13 protein-coding genes are annotated in these 17,917 nt (G+C 71.8%); 5 read left to right on the forward strand and 8 right to left on the reverse strand.

Features of this window, described 5'->3' with window-relative positions; genetic code table 11:
- Positions 1 to 103 precede the first annotated feature (103 nt).
- The 6 genes from QQS16_RS31450 to QQS16_RS31475 all read right to left on the reverse strand — a co-directional run bounded on the left by QQS16_RS31450 (position 104) and on the right by QQS16_RS31475 (position 9,071).
- On the reverse strand, positions 104 to 2,995 hold the full coding sequence (locus QQS16_RS31450; protein WP_286065435.1) for a glycoside hydrolase family 2 TIM barrel-domain containing protein: 2,892 nt from the start codon (positions 2,993 to 2,995) through the stop codon (positions 104 to 106).
- 12 nt (positions 2,996 to 3,007) lie between these two features.
- Positions 3,008 to 3,901 carry a carbohydrate ABC transporter permease gene (locus QQS16_RS31455; protein WP_286065436.1) on the reverse strand — a complete coding sequence of 298 codons (894 nt, stop codon included), beginning with the start codon at positions 3,899 to 3,901 and terminating at the stop codon, positions 3,008 to 3,010.
- Complete coding sequence (locus tag QQS16_RS31460; RefSeq protein WP_286065437.1) at positions 3,898 to 4,863, reverse strand: carbohydrate ABC transporter permease; 966 nt, start codon at positions 4,861 to 4,863, stop codon at positions 3,898 to 3,900. Before QQS16_RS31460 ends, QQS16_RS31455 begins: the two co-directional genes overlap by 4 nt.
- Positions 4,864 to 4,886: 23 nt before the next feature.
- Entirely contained in the window at positions 4,887 to 6,152 is a 1,266-nt protein-coding gene (locus QQS16_RS31465) for an ABC transporter substrate-binding protein (RefSeq protein WP_286065438.1), read from the reverse strand.
- A 214-nt stretch (positions 6,153 to 6,366) separates the two neighbouring features.
- Positions 6,367 to 7,614, reverse strand: coding sequence for an ROK family protein (locus QQS16_RS31470; RefSeq protein ID WP_286065439.1), 1,248 nt, complete (start codon positions 7,612 to 7,614; stop codon positions 6,367 to 6,369).
- 203 nt (positions 7,615 to 7,817) lie between these two features.
- Entirely contained in the window at positions 7,818 to 9,071 is a 1,254-nt protein-coding gene (locus tag QQS16_RS31475) for a D-arabinono-1,4-lactone oxidase (RefSeq protein WP_286065440.1), read from the reverse strand.
- 175 nt (positions 9,072 to 9,246) lie between these two features.
- Between QQS16_RS31475 and QQS16_RS31480 the strand changes: the two genes are divergently transcribed.
- The 5 genes from QQS16_RS31480 to QQS16_RS31500 all read left to right on the forward strand — a co-directional run bounded on the left by QQS16_RS31480 (position 9,247) and on the right by QQS16_RS31500 (position 15,772).
- Positions 9,247 to 10,572 carry a radical SAM protein gene (locus QQS16_RS31480; RefSeq protein ID WP_286065441.1) on the forward strand — a complete coding sequence of 442 codons (1,326 nt, stop codon included), beginning with the start codon at positions 9,247 to 9,249 and terminating at the stop codon, positions 10,570 to 10,572.
- A gap of 245 nt (positions 10,573 to 10,817) precedes the next feature.
- The gene (locus tag QQS16_RS31485) at positions 10,818 to 12,290 is read left to right on the forward strand and encodes a cellulose-binding domain-containing protein (protein ID WP_286065442.1); all 1,473 of its coding nucleotides are present in this window, start codon (positions 10,818 to 10,820) and stop codon (positions 12,288 to 12,290) included.
- Between the two features lie 271 nt (positions 12,291 to 12,561).
- A complete protein-coding gene (rsgA, locus tag QQS16_RS31490; RefSeq protein WP_286066517.1) occupies positions 12,562 to 13,662 on the forward strand; it encodes a ribosome small subunit-dependent GTPase A in 1,101 nt (366 codons plus the stop codon).
- A 73-nt stretch (positions 13,663 to 13,735) separates the two neighbouring features.
- A complete protein-coding gene (locus QQS16_RS31495) occupies positions 13,736 to 15,139 on the forward strand; it encodes a DNA-3-methyladenine glycosylase 2 family protein (protein WP_286066518.1) in 1,404 nt (467 codons plus the stop codon).
- A gap of 90 nt (positions 15,140 to 15,229) precedes the next feature.
- Entirely contained in the window at positions 15,230 to 15,772 is a 543-nt protein-coding gene (locus QQS16_RS31500) for a methylated-DNA--[protein]-cysteine S-methyltransferase (RefSeq protein WP_502963933.1), read from the forward strand.
- Positions 15,773 to 15,775: 3 nt separating this feature from the next.
- Here QQS16_RS31500 and QQS16_RS31505 read toward each other — a convergent pair whose 3' ends face one another.
- Complete coding sequence (locus QQS16_RS31505; RefSeq protein ID WP_286065444.1) at positions 15,776 to 16,150, reverse strand: PPOX class F420-dependent oxidoreductase; 375 nt, start codon at positions 16,148 to 16,150, stop codon at positions 15,776 to 15,778.
- A 112-nt stretch (positions 16,151 to 16,262) separates the two neighbouring features.
- Positions 16,263 to 16,745 carry a DUF456 domain-containing protein gene (locus QQS16_RS31510; RefSeq protein ID WP_286065445.1) on the reverse strand — a complete coding sequence of 161 codons (483 nt, stop codon included), beginning with the start codon at positions 16,743 to 16,745 and terminating at the stop codon, positions 16,263 to 16,265.
- Positions 16,746 to 17,917: the final 1,172 nt, after the last annotated feature.

Below are 17,917 nucleotides of genomic sequence, written 5' to 3' on the forward strand. Positions count from 1 at the left end.
AACTCCCTCGCAGGGCACGCGAATCGCGGCCGGTCGGCAGGGATCCGACCGGCCGCGGAGGACCTCAAGACGGTGTCAGAATGTCGATCAATAGGCCAATGGATTAATCGATCACGGAGTTGGACGGACCGAGTACCGAGAACACGAACGAGAACTCCGCCGGCTCGGCCCGCAGGTGGTAGCGCGGCAGCGGGCCGGGGCCGCAGGACTGCGAACCTATGCCGTGCTGGCCGTGGTCGAGGTTGACCCACACCGTGTCGCCGGCCGTGAGGTCGGTGAGGTGGGCCGCCGCGTCCAGTTGCTCGGTCGTCCAGCGCCGGGCGGTGAACCAGAACCGGGGGTCGCCCTCGATCCGCAGCCCGCCGAGCTCCGCCCAGCGGACGTCGGCGCGGGCGCCGTTCTCCTGCGGGCGGACGTACGGCGTCTGCAGTTCGTCCACGGTCGACTGCCAACGGGAGACCATGGACGCCGCTCCGGTGTCCGGGTACGCCTCGCCGGGACCGCCGCCGAACCACCGCACGGCGTCCGCCCGGGCGAGCCCGAACCGGACGCCGAGGCGGGGCAGCGGCACCGTCCAGTCGCCCTCCGGGTCCACGGACACCGTCAGCCGCAGCCGCTCCTCGTCCGAGGTCCAGCGGTAGACCGTGTTCAGGCCAGCCTCGCGGGCGGCGGGCGCCACCCGGGTCCGTACCGTCACCGCGTCCTCGCCCACCTCCACGGCGTCCAGCCGGTGCCGCATACGGTGCAGGCCCAGGGTGCGCCACAGCACGCCGTAGCGGGTGTCGGTCTGCCACTCCGCGCCGTCGTCGTTGTCGGTGGGCGCCCGCCACACGTCGAGCCGCAGCCCGCTGACGTCGACACCGCCGATGGCCCTGAGCGTCCCGGTCCGGGCGTCGAAGACACCCGGACCGAGCGTGATCCGCCCGTCGCCGGACGCCGGGGCGGCACTCGCCGCGACGGAGGGCACCGGGGGTGAGGCCAGGGCGACCTGGCCCCACGCCACCGTGTGGCCCTTGGCCGCCCAGGCGGTGTCGTCGGCCAGCAGCGCCCGTACGGTCCACAGCGCCTCGCCGCCGCGCATGTTGGCCGGCGGCTCCGGCAGCTTGACCTCGGCCGACTCGCCCGGCGCCAGCGCCGGCACCGACAGCGCGCCCGCCTCGACCGTCTCGCCGTCCACCTGGTACGCCCACTCGAAGGCCAGCCGGGACAGGTCGGCGAAGTCGTACCTGTTGGTGATCCGGACGGTGCCGTCGGCGCCGTCGCCCTCGATCCGGACCGGCTCGATCACCTTCTGGTACTCGACGAGCCCGGGGGAGGGCCGCCGGTCGGGGAACAGCAGGCCGTCGCAGACGAAGTTGCCGTCGTGCAGCTCCTCGCCGAAGTCGCCGCCGTAGGCGTAACCCAGCTCGGGATGGGTGACGCCGTGGTCGATCCACTCCCAGACGAAGCCGCCCTGGAGCCGCTCGTACGTGTCGAACAGGCGCTGGTAGTCGGCGAGTCCGCCGGGGCCGTTGCCCATGGCGTGCGCGTACTCGCACTGGATGAAGGGGAGTGCGCGCCGCTTCTCCGTCCCGCCGTCCAGGCCCCGGCCGATCTTCTCGACCTCGTCGTGGAAGGCGTACATCCGCGAATAGACGTCCGTGTCCCGGCAGTTCCAGTCGCCCTCGTAGTGCACGAGGCGCGAGGAGTCCCGGCCGTGGATCCACTCGGCCATCGCGGTCAGACCGCGGCCGGTGCCGGCCTCGTTGCCCAGCGACCAGAAGACGATCGACGGGTGGTTCTTGTCCCGCTCGACCATGCGGGCGGCGCGGTCCAGCAGGGCCGGCGTCCAGCGGTCGTCGTCGACCGGGTTGTCCCGCCAGTCCTGTTCGACGAAGCCGTGGGTCTCCAGGTCGCACTCGTCGACGACCCACAGGCCCAGCTCGTCGCACAGGTCCAGGAAGGCCGGGTGCGGCGGGTAGTGCGAGGTGCGGACGGCGTTGATGTTGTGCCGCTTCATCAGCAGCACGTCCTCGCGCATGGTCTCCAGGTCGAGGGCGCGGCCCGTCGTAGGGTGCCACTCGTGCCGGTTGACGCCCTTGAAGAGGACCGGCGTCCCGTTGACCTTGACCAGGCCGTCCTCCAGGGCGACCGTGCGGAAGCCGATGCGCAGGGGCACCCGTTCGCCCTCGGTCGCGAGCACACCGTCGTACAGGTGCGGGGTCTCCGCCGTCCACGGCCGGACCGGGACCGTCACCGGCTCGCCGGTGGCGACATCGATGTCCAGGGCGGGCACGGTCACCCGGCCGTCGACGTCGGAGTCGACGCGCAGGGTGCCCTCCCCGGTGGTGTGGTCGTAGGAGGCGTGCACGAAGAAGTCGAGCGCGCTGCCCGCCGGGCGGTGCAGCAACGTCACGTCACGGAAGATGCCGGGCAGCCACCACTGGTCCTGGTCCTCCAGGTACGAGCCCGCCGACCACTGGTGGACCCGCACCGCCAGTACGTTGCCGGTGGGCCTGAGCAGGTGGCCGACCGCGAACTCGTGCGGCAGCCGGGAGCCCTTGAACTCGCCGATGTCCGTGCCGTTCAGCCACACCCGGGCACAGGACTCCACGCCGTCGAAGCGGAGCACCACCCCGCCGTCCGCGGGCCAGTCGGACGGCAGGTCGAAGACGCGCAGGTGGTCGCCGGTCGGGTTCTCGGTCGGCACGTGCGGCGGGTCCACCGGGAAGGGGTAGAGGTGGTTGGTGTAGATCGGCGCCCCGAAGGCCCCGTCGCCCTGGAGCACCCAGTGGCCCGGGACCGTGACCTCGGCCCAGTCCCCGGCGTCGTACCCCTCCTCGGCGAACGAGTCGTCCTCGGCATCGGCGGTCGCCGACAGCCGCAGGCGCCAACTGCCGTTCAGTGACAGCGACTTCGCGTCCGAGGACGCGTACCAGGCCCGGGGCGGGAGGGCCCCGCTGCCCGGCGAGACGTCCTCGACGTAGTCGACGGCGGGGGTGGTGCGGAATGACATCGGTCTCCTTGCTCAGCCCTTGATGCCGGTCTGTGCGATCCCCTGCACCAGCCAGCGCTGGAGGAAGAGGAAGACGAACACGAGGGGCAGGATGGAAATGGCCGTGGCCATGAAGATCAGATGGAAGTTGACGGTCTGGCCGGTCATGTAGTTCGAGAGCGCCACCTGGACGGTCCACGCGCTCGGATCCTGGCCGATGACCAGGGGCCACAGGAAGGAGTTCCACCCGCTGATGAACGTGATCGTCGCCATCGCGGCGAAGAAGTTCAGCGAGTTGGGTACGACGACCCGCCAGTACGCGCCCATGTAACCGAGCCCGTCCACCCGCGCCGCCTCCTCCAGCTCCTTGGGGAACCCCAGGAAGTACTGCCGGAACAGGAAGCAGGTGAAACCACTGAAGAGGCCCGGAATGATGAGCCCCCGGTAGGTGTCGATCCAGCCGAGGGACGACACCAGCACGAAGCTGGGCACGAAGGTCACGGCGGTCGGGACCATCAGGGTGCCCAGTACGGCGTAGAAGACCTTGTTGGCGTGCTTGAACGGGATGCGGGCCAGGCCGTAGCCGGCCAGCGAGCAGACCAGCAGCGTACCCACGGTGTGCAGGACGCCGACGACCGCCGAGTTCCACAGCGAGCGAGCGAAGTCGACCGACGTGTCGTCGAACGGCTCGCTGATGTTGCCCCACTGGATGTCGGTGGGGAACCACTTCCATTCCTCGCCGGTGATCTCCGGGTCCGTCATCAGCGCGTTGCGGACGATCAGATAGAACGGGATGAGGAAGAGAAGCGCGGCGACGCCGGTGGCGACGTAGAGGCCGGTCGAGCCGAGCACGCTGCCGGTCCGGACACGACGCGGCTTGGCCGACGTGTCCACCCGGTCCGCCGGAGGTGTCGTGGTGGTGGTCACTTGGACTCCTCCCCCCTTCCGAAGCCCAGGAACTTGCCCTGGAGCAGGGTCACGAGGCAGATCAGTACGGTGAGGATCAGCGCGCCCGCGCTGCCCGCGCCGTAGTCCTGGCTCTCACCGAGGGCCTTGTAGTACAGCTCCACGAGCGGTGGCCTGCCCCAGGTGGTCTTGTGCAGCAGGTTGAAGAACTCGTCGAACGCCTGGTACGCCGCCACGAGCAGCAGCAGGATCACGGCGGTGGAGGTCGCCCGCAGCTGCGGCAGGGTGATGTGCCAGAACGTCTGCCAGCCGGGCTTGGCGCCGTCGATCGCGGCGGCCTCGTACATCTCCTGCGGGATGTTCTGCAGGGCCGCGATGAAGAGGATCATGTAGAAGCCGGCCTGGAGCCAGAGACGTACGGTCAGGATGACCAGCCAGTACCACGGCGGGTCGGGGCTGGCCAGCCAGGCGGTGTTGTCGATGCCGAAGAGGCTCAGGAAGGTGTTCATCATGCCGAAGCGGACACCGCTGAAGATGGACATCTTCCAGACCAGCGAGGCGGCGACATAGCTGACCGCCGTGGGCAGGAAGAACACCGACCGGAAGAACGCCCGCATGAACCGCAGCCGGTTCACCATGAGCGCCAGCCCCAGCGAGGCCGCCCAGGTGGTCGGCACGATGAAGACGGCGAACACCGTGAAGGTGACAAGGGACCCCATGAAGTCCTCGTCGGTCAGCATCGTCACGTAGTTGTCGAAGCCGATGAACGTGCTCGGCGTGACCGTGAAGCGGGCCTCGAAGAACGACAGATACAGGCTCCACAGGATCGGCAGATAGACGAAGACCGCCAGGCCGATCAGGAATGGCCCGGTGAAGAGCCAGAAGTTGAACGTGGGGGAGCCCCGCACCCCCCGCCGCGGCTTGGCCGGGGATGCCTTCGCCGGGGTGGGGCTGGAGACGCCGTCCTTGGTGATGGTCGACATGTCGTGAGTACCTGTCCGTCGGTCTATCCGAAGAGCTTCTTGAGCTCGCGGTTGACCTTCGCGTCCGCCTTGGTCAGCTCCGCGTCCGGGTCGCCGCCCTTGCGCACGGAGTTGGCGAGGACGTCCTCCAGGGCGGTGATGCTGGCCTGGGTCCAGCCGATGTTGTCGAAGTTGCCGTACTCGTTGAAGAGCTTGACGCCCTCAGCGGGCAGACCCGACTTCAGCTTGTCGGCCGACTCCGCGATCGAGGTGCGGGGCGGGATGTGGAAGCCGTAGGAGAGTGCCCAGTCCTCCTGGTACTCCTTCTGGTCGATCCACAACCACTTCACGTACTCCTTGGTCGCGTCGAGGTTCTTGCCCTTGGCGTTGACGAACATCGACCAGCCGCCGTTGTAGACCGAGAGCTTGCCCGCGTCGCCGACCTTCGGGAACGGGAAGATGCCGAGGTCGTCGCCGAGCGCCTCCTGCATCTGCGGCATCGCCCACATGCCACACCACTGCATCGCGGTCAGGCCCTGGTTGAGCGCGGACGGGTCCCAGAAGTCGGTCGGGGCGTCGAGCAGCAGGTCACCGCTGGTGAACAGCTTGCGCAGCTGCTTGAAGCCGTCGACGACCGTGTCCGTGTGGTAAGCGATCTGGTTCTTGTCGTCGAGGTGCTGCGCGCCCGCTGACCAGATCAGCGGGTTGACCATCGAGTGCAGGGTGTTGCCGAGGTAGGCACCCTTGACCTTGTCCGTGGTCAGCTTGGCGGCGGCCTCGATCAGCTCCTCCAGCGTCTGCGGGACCTCGACGCCGGCCTTCTCGAACATCGAGGGCCGGTAGAAGAAGAACTGCGGGTCGTCGATCATCCGGATGCCGTATATCTTGCCGTCGACCGTGTGCGACTGGATGTCGGCCTGGTTGAAGTCGTCCTTGACCGGGTCGATCAGATCGGTCAGGTCCGCGACCTGGCCGCTCTCGATCATCTGCAACTGCGGGTGGAACTCGAAGCAGTCGGGGGCTTCGTCCGTGAGCAGCGAGGCGAAGAGCTTGCTCTCGAAGTTGGAGCCGGTGATCCACTGCGTGGTCACGTTGGCGTCCTTGTAGGCCTTGGCGTACTTCTTGATGGCCTGCTCGGTGCCCGCCTCGCCGTACGCGTGGAAGTACTGGGTGAGGTTCTTCCCCGAACCGCCCCCGCTGCTGCGGCCGGTGTTGCCGCCGCAGGCGGCGAGCCCGCCCGCGGCGGTCAGGCCCAGGGCGGCCCGCAGTACGGTCCGGCGGTCCCAGCTGCTGTTGCTCAATGCCGACATGGTGACGTCCTTGTCTCGAGTCCGGCGGCGCTCAGTCACTCAGGCGAAAGTTGGCTCAAAGAGGCTTGCGGAGCGGGACGCTAACCTTCGGCTAAGGCTTCGGCAAGGGGTTGGACGAAGCCTGTTCGAAGCGTTGCGTAGTGTTCGGCATACCGGACGTGACAGAGCGCGGGCCGCCGTACCGGTGGCCCGCGCAGCTTTTCCCGGCCGAGCCTCAGTCTCGGGAGGCGGGGAAGTGACGCCGGACGGTCCTCCCGCCCGAGGGTTTCTGGCTCACCGCGTTGAGCGCCCCTTCGAGCGCGAAGGTCGCGGCGCCCAGACACACCGGATCGGTGGGAATGGGCGAGAGGACGATCTCCGTGGCGGCCAGCGGCCGCGGCAGCGCGTGCCGGGCCACGGCCTCGCGCACCTCGGCCAGCAGGGGCTCGCCGAGCGCGGCCGCGACCCAACTGCTGAGCACGACCACCTCCGGGTTGAACAGGTTGATCAGGTCGGCGACGCCGGCGCCGAGGTACCGGGCGGTGTCGCGGACCACCTTGACCGCCACCGGGTCGCGCGCCGCGACCCCGCGGGCCAGGGCGTCGATGGTCGCCGTCTGGTCCTCCGGGTGCAGCAGCGTGCTGCGGGGGCTGAGTTCCCGCAGGTTCAGCATGATGCCGGGCGCGCCGACGTACGTCTCTACGCAGCCGTGGTTGCCGCAGTGGCACAGCCGTCCGTCCAGCACGAGCGTGGTGTGGCCCCACTCGCCGGCGCTGTTGCTCACGCCCCGGTGCAGCCCCCCGCCCAGCACCAGCCCGGCGCCCACCCCGGTCCCCAGGTTGACCACCACCGCGTTCCCGCGCCCGCGCGCGGCACCGAACCAGAGCTCGGCCACCGCGCAGGCCCGCAGCGGATTGTCCAGGTGGAGGGGGTAGGCGATGTGCTCGGTGAGCAGGTCGAGCAGCGGCACGTCGTGCCAGTCCCAGTTGGGCGCGTACTCCGAGATGCCGGTCGCCCGGTCCACCTGACCCGGCACACTCACCCCGACGCCGAGCACCCGCGCGCCCTCGACCCCGGCCTGTGCGACCACCGAGCCGACGGCGGCGGCGACATGGCCGACCACCTGCTCCGGCAGGCTCTCACCGGGACGCACGTCCTCCTCGGCGCGGGCCAGGACGTTCAGCGCGAGGTCGAACAGCTCGACGTGGACATAGGTCTCCGCGATGTCGACACCGATCAGCGCGCCCCCCGACGCGTTGACGGCGACCAGGCCCCGGGGGCGGCCGCCCGCCGAGTCCTCGAACCCGACCTCCGTGATCATCCGGAGTTCGAGCAGCTCGCCGACGAGGGTGGCGACCGTGGCGAGGCTCAGGCCGGTGGTGGCGGCCAGCTCCTGCCGGGAGGTGGGCGACGCGGCGATGATCTGGCGCAGCACCTCGTAGCGGTTCGCGGTGCGGATGTCACGTGAAGTGCCGCGCCTCATCGGACTTCCTCCCTGGCAGACGCCGTTGCGACGGGTTCGGGCCGGGTGCGAGGGGTGTCTTCGGGTGCCTTCCGCGAGACACGGCGCACGGGCCGGGCCCCGCCCCCTCGGCTCGTGCCGGGACGGCATGGGCACCGGCGCGGCGTCAGGCTATGGGCAGGCGAGGACTTTCGACAAGGGCTTAGGAAAGGGGCTTTATAAAGTCACCCGACCAGCACGTCCCGGACGAACTCGTTGGCGAACTTCGCCCCCGGATCGAACTCCCGCGCCAGTGCCGCGAAGTCCTCCAGGCGCGGGTACCGGGCTCGCACCACCCCCGCCGGGGTGGTGAACACCTTCCCCCAGTGCGGCCGCGCGTCCAACCCCTCCAGCGCCTCCTCCAGCCGGCGCACCACCGGCAGCACGGCCGCCGTGTCCTCGAACCAGGTGAAGTGCAGCGCCACGGTGTCCCGCCCGTACGCCGGGCTCAGCCACTGCTCGTCGGGAGCGACGGTCCGCACCTCGCAGATCTGCAGGACGGGGGCGACCGTCTCCCGTATCGCGTCGACCGCGCGCAGCGCGTCGAGGGCGTGCCGACGCGGCAGCAGGTACTCCGACTGGAGCTCGGCGCCGCTGCTCGGGGTGAACGCGGCCCGGAAGTGCGGCAGCCGCTCGTGCCACGGCCCCGGCACCCCGAACTGCTCGGTGCAGTTGACCGCGGGCATCCCCGGCACCGGGTGCATCTTCTCCGTGGCGGGCGGGGCCCACGGGAAGCCGGGCATCGGCTGGTCGGTGCGCCGTTTCAGCCACACCTGCCGGAAGCCCGGCTCGCGCCAGTCGGTGAACAGGCTGACGCTGTACGCGCACGCCATCACCGTCTCGAACGCCGCCGGGTCCAGCCCCGCCAGCGGGAGCTCGGTGAACACGTACTGCTCGACCTCGAAGGACGGCTCCAGGTCCAGGGTGAGCGCGGTGACGACCCCGAGGGCGCCGAGCGAGGTGACCGCACCCCCGAACCGCCGGTCGCCCCGCCCGACCACCACCGTCGAACCGTCCGCGGTGACGATCTCCACCTCGCGCACGGCCGACGCGAGCGAACCGTTGCCGACGCCCGAGCCGTGGGTGCCGGTCGCCACCGACCCGGCCACCGAGATGTGCGGCAGTGACGCCATGTTGGGCAGCGCGAACCCGTGCCCGTGCACCCGGCGGGCCAGCTCCGCGTACCGCACGCCGCCGCCGACCCGGACCGTCCGGGCCGCCGCGTCGACGTCCACCTCGGCCGGCAGCCCGGCCAGCGACAGCAGGACGCCGCCCGCGCCCGGCTCGGCGATCGCGTTGAAGGAGTGCCCGCTGCCCAGTACCCGCACCCGCGCACTGCCGGCCACGAGGGCCCCGAGCGCGGTGAGCGAGCGCGGGCGGTGCAACTCCTTGGCCGTGTACACGATGTTGCCGGCCCAGTTGGTCACCGTCTCGGACATCCCGTCGCCCTCCCTGGAGATCGAGAACCTGGCCCGTCGGACCAGGAACGCACTGGTGGAACGTACCCCGGACGCCGATCCGCCGCCGCCGCGAGGGGGGGGACCCGGCGCCGGGCGCGCCGAGGCGAGGGCATACCGTGAGGAGCCGTACGTCCGCACCGGGAGGAGACACGGGATGGGCAGCCGCACCGCACTGGTCGAGGATCTGCTGGAGAGGTTCCCGCACGTTCCGCGGGAAGCCGTCTTCAAGGAGGACCTGCTCCGCGGCGGTGTGGCCTTCGATCCGTCGGCCCTCAGCGACAACGAGGGCGGCGAGGTGAAGCCGAAGTCGTACTTCATCTTCTCCTTCGACCACGGCACCCTGCCCGAGCTGGGCGAGGCGGCGCTCAGGCGTCCGCCGGAGGAGATCATCCTGACCGGCGGGCCGTACGACCTGCGGCGGACCGTCGTCTCCGTGCGGGTGAACCCCGCCTCGCCGTACCGGGTCGCGGCCGACGAGGACGGCGTGCTCGGGCTCTACCTCGACGGGAAGCGGATCTCCGACGTCGGGGTCCCGCCGATGCCGGAGTACTACCGGCACACCCTGGCGAGCGGGAAGTCGGTGATGGAGGTCGCCCCGACCATCCAGTGGGGCTACCTGATCTACCTCACCGTCTTCCGGGTCTGCCAGTACTTCGGCGCCAAGGAGGAGTGCCAGTACTGCGACATCAACCACAACTGGCGCCAGCACAAGGCCGCCGGCCGGCCGTACACGGGAGTCAAGGACGTCGAGGAGGTCCTCGAAGCCCTGGAGATCATCGACCGGTACGACACGGCGAAGGTGTCCACCGCCTACACGCTCACCGGCGGCGCGATCACCAGGACCGTCGCGGGCCGCGACGAGGCCGACTTCTACGGGCACTACGCCAAGGCCATCGAGGAGCGCTTCCCCGGCCGCTGGATCGGCAAGGTCGTCGCCCAGGCGCTGCCCAAGGACGACGTGCAGCGCTTCAAGGACCACGGCGTGCAGATCTACCACCCCAACTACGAGGTGTGGGACCGCCGTCTGTTCGAGCTGTACTGCCCGGGCAAGGAGCGCTACGTCGGCCGCGACGAGTGGCACAAGCGCATCCTCGACTCGGCGGAGATCTTCGGCGCGCGCAACGTCATCCCCAACTTCGTCGCGGGCGTGGAGATGGCGGAGCCCTTCGGCTTCACCACCGTCGACGAGGCCATCGCCTCCACCACCGAGGGCCTGCGCTTCTTCATGTCGCACGGCATCACGCCCCGCTTCACCACCTGGTGCCCCGAGCCGACCACGCCGCTCGGCAAGGCCAACCCGCAGGGCGCTCCGCTGGAGTACCACATCCGCCTGCTGGAGGCGTACCGCGCCACCATGGACGACTTCGGCCTGTCCTCGCCTCCCGGCTACGGCCCGCCCGGCCCCGGCCGCGCGGTCTTCTCCGTCAGTTCCTTCATGGACAGCCTCCCGGCCCAGGAGCCGTCGACGCCGAACGCGTAGGCCGGGGAGCCGTCGGCCCGGCAGTCGTCGGCCGGAATCGGTTCGCGCCGGTCCGGATGAGTCGTCCGGGCGTGGCGTCCGTACTACAGGCCGGAGTCGTGGGGCGCGACGCTGTGTCATGACAAGTGGACACGGCGCTTGTCAGTTGTGCGGAAGACGTGAAAAGCTCGTCCCCTGCCGCGAGGTTCCCCCCAACTCCTTTGCCAGTATGGCGAGTTGACTTCGCTTGTGATCGCAGGAGACCCATGCCCGACCTGCCCACTCCCCAGGACGCCGCCGAGGCCGCGCTGTTCTCCGAGTGCTGGGATGCCGTGCTCTCCTACGCCGACCTGTGCACGTCCGGGTCCACCGCGGCCACCCGGCTGGCCACCGAGGCGTTCTCCCTCGGGATGCGGGAGGTCCGCACCGCCGAGGCCGCCCCGGCCCGCGGCACCGGCCGCCGCTCGGCCCGCCTGCCCCGCATACCGATGCTGCTGACCGCCGTCCGGAACACGGCGGCGGCCTGGGAGTCCCAGGGCCAGGGCCACCAGCTCGACCCCGAACTGCGACTGTGGCTCAACTCCGACAAGGCCGCCCGCTACACCGGCCCCCCGCTGCGCCGCCCGCTCGCCCTGCGCGGACTGCGGGACCTCCAGGAACCGGACGCGGCCCTGCTGTGGCTGGCCGAGGTGGAGGCACTGCCGCTGCCCGTCGTGGCCCGCCGGCTCGGCCACGACCCGGCCGTGGTGAGCGAGGAACTCTCCCAGGTGCGGAGCCTGTTCCGGGACCGCTGCCACCGCGCCCACCTCGACACACCGATGGACGCGCAGTGCCGCAGCTACGCCCGGCTGCTGGACGCGGTCACCCGGTCGCCCGCCGCCGACACCCCCAACGACCTCTCCCGGCACCTCGCGCGCTGCGTGGAGTGCGCGGAGGCCGCCGCCTGTCTGCGGCTGCACGGCGGCGGACTGCCCGGGGCGCTGGCCGGCGGGGTGATCGGCTGGGGCGGCCTCGCCTATCTGGAGCGCCGCCGCCGGGCCGCCGACGTGCGCCTGGGCGCCGGACGCCCGGGACCGGCCGACGCCGACGCACCCCCGAACCCGGGCGCCCAGAAGGCCCGCGTCGCACGCAACGGCCTCCTGGTCGCCGCCGTGCTCGTGTCCCTGCTGGCGCTCGGCGTGTCGATGATGCCGGGCGGCACCGACCACGGCACGGCGCAACCCGGCGACACCGGGGACCGGCAGCCGGTGGCCGACCCCGGCCCCTCCGTCCCGCTGACCGACGCGCGCTCCACCGCCTCCCCGAAGCCGTCGGACCCCGCCACGACGGGCACGCCCACCCCGTCCCGGGGGAAGAACCCCGACACCGAGGCCCAGGGCACGGCCACCTCCACCGCGCCCCGCGACCCCGGCACGGACGAGCCCGCGACCTGCACCGTCACCTACGACCTGGTCAACCAGTGGCCCGACGGCTTCCAGGCCACCGTCACCGTCACCAGCGAGCGACCCCTCGACACCTGGCAGGTCGCCTGGTCCTTCCGCGACGGCCAGAAGGTCGCCCAGATGTGGGACGCGAGCTTCGCCCAGAACGGCTCCCGCGTCACCGCCACCGCCGCCGACTACAACAAGTCGGTCCCCGCGGACGGCTCCCTCGCCTTCGGCTTCCTCGCCTCCTGGCAGGCCAAGAACGCACCGGCGTACGACTTCACCCTGAACGGGCAGAGCTGTACGAAGGCCTGAACGGACCGGGCGGAAAAGGCGTTGAGGGGCGCCACCGGGCCGGGCTAGAGTGACGGAGATCCACGCGGTGGCCGTCGGCCGCCGCGGGCCGAGCAAGAGCGCGAGTGCATGAGGAGGTGTCGACCGATGGCTGTCGTCGAGATGGGCGCTGCCCGCATCCAGGAGCACATCGAGTCCACCTCCGTGGCCGCCGGCTGACGATTCCTCACCTCCACGCGTGTCCGCACGCGTGTGCCGGGGCCACCCCTGTGAAGGGTCACCCTTGTCTTCCCTGTCTTCCACCTCAGATTTCTCCGCCTTCTCCGCGCTCGCTCCCTACGGCTGGGACGAGGCATGGGCGGACGCGTTCGCCCCCCACGTGCCCGAAGGACTGCTGCCCGGACGCGTGGTCCGGGTCGACCGAGGGCAGTGCGACGTGATCACCGCCGACGGCATCGTCCGGGCGGACACCGCGTTCGTCACCCCGCACGACCCGATGCGGGTCGTGTGCACCGGCGACTGGGTCGCCGTCGAACCCGGCGGCAACCCCCGCTACGTACGGACGTGTCTGCCGCGCCGTACCGCCTTCGTGCGCTCCACGTCCTCCAAGCGGTCCGAGGGGCAGATCCTCGCCGCCAACGTCGACCACGCGATCGTCGCCGTGTCGCTGGCCGTCGAACTCGACCTCGGCCGCATCGAGCGGTTCCTCGCGCTGGCCTGGGAGTCCGGGGCACAGCCCGTGGTGGTGCTGACCAAGGCGGACCTCGTACCGGACGCGGCGACCCTCGCCCACCTCGTCCAGGACGTGGAGACCACCGCGCCCGGCGTGCCCGTGCTGCCGGTCAGCGCCATGGGCGGGGACGGACTCGACGTCCTCCTCGCCGTCGTCGGCGGCAATACCTCCGTGCTGCTCGGCCAGTCCGGCGCGGGCAAGTCCACGCTCGCCAACGCGCTGCTCGGCGAGGAGGTCATGGACGTCCGGGCGACCCGGGACGCGGACGGCAAGGGCCGCCACACGACGACCACCCGCAACCTCCTCGCCCTGCCGTCCGGGGGTGTCCTGATCGACACGCCGGGCCTGCGCGGCGTCGGCCTGTGGGACGCCGAGAGCGGCGTCGGGCAGGTGTTCGCCGAGATCGAGGAACTGGCCCGGCGGTGCCGGTTCCACGACTGCGCGCACGAGAGCGAACCCGGGTGCGCGGTGCGCGACGCCATCGACTCCGGTGAGCTGCCGGTCCGGCGGCTGGAGAGCTACCGCAAGCTGATCCGGGAGAACCAGCGGATCGTCGCCAAGACGGACGCCCGGCTGCGGGCGGAGATCCGGCGGGACTGGAAGCGGAAGGGGGCGGAGGGGAAGGCGGCGATGGAGGCGAAGCGCGGGCGCCGGATGTAGGGAGCCCGGGCACAGCTCCACGTCCGATTCCCGCTGGCCCCGCTCCTCCGCACGGCCGACACTGGGTGGCGTGATGGACGAGGACACCAGGTACGAGGCGGTGCGGAGCCGGGACGGGCGGTTCGACGGGGAGTTCTTCTTCGCCGTCGTGACGACCGGGGTCTTCTGCCGGCCCAGCTGCCCGGCGGTGACGCCGAAGCGGCACAACGTCCGCTTCTTCGCGACGGCCGCCGCCGCGCAGGGCTCGGGATTCCGGGCCTGCCGGCGGTGCCGGCCGGACGCCGTGCCCGGCTCCGCCGACTGGAACGTCCGGGCGGACGTGGTCGGCCGGGCCATGCGGTTGATCGGCGACGGCGTCGTCGACCGGGAGGGCGTCGCCGGGCTCGCCGCGCGGCTGGGCTACAGCGCGCGGCAGGTCCAGCGCCAGCTCACCGCCGAGCTCGGCGCCGGCCCCGTCGCCCTCGCCCGGGCCCGGCGGGCGCACGCCGCGCGGGTGCTGTTGCAGACCACCGGCCTGCCGGTCACCCAGATCGCGTTCGCGTCGGGGTTCGCCAGTGTGCGGCAGTTCAACGACACCATGCGGCAGGCGTACGCCTCCTCCCCGAGCGAGCTGCGGGCCGCCGCCGCGCGCGGCGGACGGGCAGCCCCGCGTACGGGCACCCCGGACGCCGGGATCCCGCTGCGCCTCGCCCACCGGGGGCCGTACCAGGCCGGGGCCGCCTTCGACCTGCTGGAGGCCGAGGCCGTGACCGGCGTCGAGGAGATGAGCGGGGCGCGCGGACGGCGGACGTACCGGCGGACCCTGCGACTGCCGCACGGCACCGGCATCGTCGCCGTCGACGAGCGGACGGGGGCCGCGCGGACCGCGTCCGGAGCTCATCCGGGCGGCTGGCTGGACGCCCGGCTGCACCTCACCGACCTCCGCGATCTGACCACCGCCGTGCAGCGGTTGCGGCGGCTGTTCGACCTCGACGCCGACCCGTACGCCGTCGACGAACGGCTCGGCGCCGACGAACGGCTCGCCCCGCTGGTCGCCGCCCGGCCCGGCCTGCGCTCGCCCGGCTCCGTCGACCCGGAGGAGTTCGCCCTGCGGGCCCTGGCGGGACGGGCCGCGGCCCAGCGGCTGGTGACGCGGTACGGGAAGGCGCTGGACGCCCCCTGCGGCAGCCTCACCCATGTGTTCCCCGAACCGGCCGTCCTCGCGGAGGCCGAGCCGGACGGGCCCCTGGGCGCCCTCGCCACCGCCCTGGCCGACGGCGCCGTACGCCTCGATCCCGGCGTCGACCGGGACGACGCGCAGGCCGCGCTGCTCGCTCTGCCCGGCCTGGACGCCCGCACCGTCGCCGCCGTCCGCACCCGCGCCCTCGGCGACCCCGACGTCGGACCCCCCGGACACGACGTCCCCGGCACGTGGCGCCCCTGGCGCTCCTACGCCCTGCGACACCTGCGTGCGGCGGGGGAGCCGGTGGACCGATGACCGCCGGGACGCACCGATGACCACCGGCGTGTCGATGACCGCCGCGGAACACCGATGACCACCGCACCACTCATGACCACCGGAGTACCGATGCCCACGGCAACACCCATGCCCACCGGAGTACCGATGACCGCCGAGACGTACTACACCACCCTGGACAGCCCCCTCGGGCCGCTCCTGCTCACCGCCGACGCGACCGGAGCGCTGGCCTCGCTCTCCGTGCCCGGCCAGAAGAACGGCCGTACGGTGCGGGACGGCTGGCGGCACGACCCGGGCCCCTTCCGGGGCGCCGAGGACCAGCTGGCCGCCTACTTCGCCGGGGAACTCACAGAGTTCCGACTGGAGTTGCGGTCGGCGGGCAGCGAGTTCCGGGAGCGGGTCTGGGCCGCCCTCGACACCGTCCCCTACGGGGCGACCACGACGTACGGCGAGATCGCGGCGCGGATCGGCGCTCCCCGGGCCGCCGTACGGGCCGTCGGCGGCGCGATCGGCGCCAACCCGCTGCTCGTCCTGCGGCCCTGCCACCGGGTGATCGGAGCCGACGGTTCCCTCACCGGCTACGCGGGCGGCCTGGAACGCAAGACGACGCTGCTCGCGCTGGAAGGCGTCCTCCGAGCGTCCTCCACCAGGTGACCTCTACGCGCCCTCTTCCAGGCCCCAGCTGTGGATCCGCCGCGGATGGACGCGGATCACCTCCTCGCTGAAGTGCGGGCCCAGGTCGTGCGGGCCGGTGAGGAGTTCGGCCTCACCGCGGATGTCGATGCCGCGCACCTTCCACGGCTCCAGGCTGACGATGTCGTCGACGACCAGGGCGACCCTCGGGTTCTTCCGCAGGTTGCGCCACTTCTTGGTGCGGCCCATCGCGTAGCCGCCGATCAGGATGGTCCCGTCGTCCTGCGGGTGGAAGCCGACCGGGTTCGCCTGCGGCTGCCCGTGCTGGTCGACGGTGGCCAGCCGTCCCAGCCGCTGCGACGACAGATACGCGCGTTCGGCCTCGCTGAATCGGGTCATGAGCGTCAGCCAAACACGCCGGTCCGGTCCTGCGCATCGGTTCTTCGTCCTGGTTCTGCGGGCGTAGGGCGACGGCCGCGGTGGTCGTCGCGGCGGGCGTCGCCCCGGCGCCTCATGCCCACAGCACCGCGCCCAGCCACGCGCCCATGATCAGCAGGCAGGTGAACAGCTCCGTCAGCACGCTGGAGCCGCCCGAGCGCATGACCGTGCGCAGCGCGGTCCTCGCCTCGCGGTGCCGGCCGAGCCGCAGTCGTTCGTACAGGTAGATGCCGCCCATGAAGCCGGGGATCGCGCCGATCACGGGGATCACGAAGAAGCCGGCGAACGCTCCCAGCCCGGCGTACACACCCATGCGCCGGGTGGCGCCGCTCTCGCTCAGCCGGCGCGGGGGCAGCGACCAGCGCACCACCTGGGACAGGAACAGGGCGACCGTGGCACCGACCAGGACCCCCCAGGCCACCGGCTGTGGATCCTTCAGCGCCCACCACAGGACCGCGGCCCACACCAGCCACGACCCCGGCACCCCGGGCACCAGCACTCCGCCCAGCCCGAGCAGCAGGACCAGGCCGACCAGTAGGAGGTCCACCACTCCCATCTGTCCAGGGTGCCGGAGACCGGGCGAAGCCGCAGATGACCAGGCTGCCAGGGCCTCCACCAGGACTTTCGTCCGGCCCGCAGGTCCGGCTCGGGGTTCGGCAGGCCGGCGTGGCGCGAGCGGGGCCGTCGGCGGCGCCGGGCCTGACGCGCGTCGGCACGGCAGGGGACGACAGGCCGGGTGACCCGGTGTGCCGTCGGGCGGTTCTCCCGTGGGGGCGGGACCGCTCGACGGCTTGTGCCGTACGGCAGTTCGACATGTCACTCGACCTGCCGTTCGACGTGGCGCACGCCGCCGGATTTTCCCGATGCCCCGTTTTCATACGGCCCACACGGTGGACAATCAGGGGCATGAGCCAGCCTGGGGGAAAGCCCGCCGGTCACGAGGACGACTGGTGGGGTCAGCTGTACGACGACTCCATTGCGGACACGGGCCCGGCACCGACGCCCGACACCTTGGACGACCGCTTCGCCTCGGCGGCGGGAACGGTGGAGGCAGGGTCCGGTACCCCGGATGCCCCGGATGCCCCGGATGCCAAGGAGGGCGCGATCCCGGCACCTCGGTCCGAGGCGGGCGGCTTCCCGGGGACCGCCACGACGGATGCGTCCAGCGGGACGCGGGGGGAGGCGGCAGGAGTGGAGGACGCGCCGCGCTCCGGCGGCGGGGCCGGGGAGGAGCCGCGTTCTCGGGGTGGCGGGGCCACGGATGGGCTGCGGTCGCAGGGCGGCGGTCAGGCCGAGGAGGATGGGCCGCGGTCCCGGATCGGCGGTCAGGCCGAGGAGGATGGGCCGCGGTCCCGGATCGGCGGTCAGGCCGAGGAGGATGGGCCGCGGTCCCAGCGTGCCCCGGCCGGGGATGACCCGCGTCGCGCCCCGCAGTCCGCGTCGCCGCGTGTCCCCTGGGAGCCGCCGTCCGATCGGCCGCAAGACCGCGCGACCTTCCCGCTCGGTCCGAAACCGCCGGGGTTCGCCGGGCGGGAACCGCAGGACCCCTCGGCCCCGCCGGCGGGCGACCGTACCTCCGCCGAGACCCCGGACACGACCGCCCCGGCCTCGCGGATGCCGTCGCCCCCGTCGGCGCCCCCTCCGCCCCCGCCCCCCTTCGCCCCGTCGCAGCCCACGGGGGCGCCCGAGTGGAGAAGCCCCGGGACCGCCCCGGAAGACCCGAGGGGC

This window comes from Streptomyces sp. ALI-76-A, from assembly GCF_030287445.1.
Lineage (GTDB): Bacteria > Actinomycetota > Actinomycetes > Streptomycetales > Streptomycetaceae > Streptomyces.

What these genes read in the sequence shown, in the direction of transcription:
- QQS16_RS31460 (WP_286065437.1), bottom strand. Translation starts at nt 4,863, where the DNA reads ATGTCGACCATCACCAAGGACGGCGTCTCCAGCCCCACCCCGGCGAAG.
- QQS16_RS31470 (WP_286065439.1), bottom strand. Translation starts at nt 7,614, where the DNA reads ATGAGGCGCGGCACTTCACGTGACATCCGCACCGCGAACCGCTACGAG.
- QQS16_RS31500 (WP_502963933.1), top strand. Translation starts at nt 15,230, where the DNA reads ATGCCCACGGCAACACCCATGCCCACCGGAGTACCGATGACCGCCGAG.
- QQS16_RS31505 (WP_286065444.1), bottom strand. Translation starts at nt 16,150, where the DNA reads ATGACCCGATTCAGCGAGGCCGAACGCGCGTATCTGTCGTCGCAGCGG.
- QQS16_RS31495 (WP_286066518.1), top strand. Translation starts at nt 13,736, where the DNA reads ATGGACGAGGACACCAGGTACGAGGCGGTGCGGAGCCGGGACGGGCGG.
- QQS16_RS31475 (WP_286065440.1), bottom strand. Translation starts at nt 9,071, where the DNA reads ATGTCCGAGACGGTGACCAACTGGGCCGGCAACATCGTGTACACGGCC.
- QQS16_RS31450 (WP_286065435.1), bottom strand. Translation starts at nt 2,995, where the DNA reads ATGTCATTCCGCACCACCCCCGCCGTCGACTACGTCGAGGACGTCTCG.
- QQS16_RS31510 (WP_286065445.1), bottom strand. Translation starts at nt 16,745, where the DNA reads ATGGGAGTGGTGGACCTCCTACTGGTCGGCCTGGTCCTGCTGCTCGGG.
- QQS16_RS31485 (WP_286065442.1), top strand. Translation starts at nt 10,818, where the DNA reads ATGCCCGACCTGCCCACTCCCCAGGACGCCGCCGAGGCCGCGCTGTTC.
- QQS16_RS31465 (WP_286065438.1), bottom strand. Translation starts at nt 6,152, where the DNA reads ATGTCGGCATTGAGCAACAGCAGCTGGGACCGCCGGACCGTACTGCGG.
- QQS16_RS31480 (WP_286065441.1), top strand. Translation starts at nt 9,247, where the DNA reads ATGGGCAGCCGCACCGCACTGGTCGAGGATCTGCTGGAGAGGTTCCCG.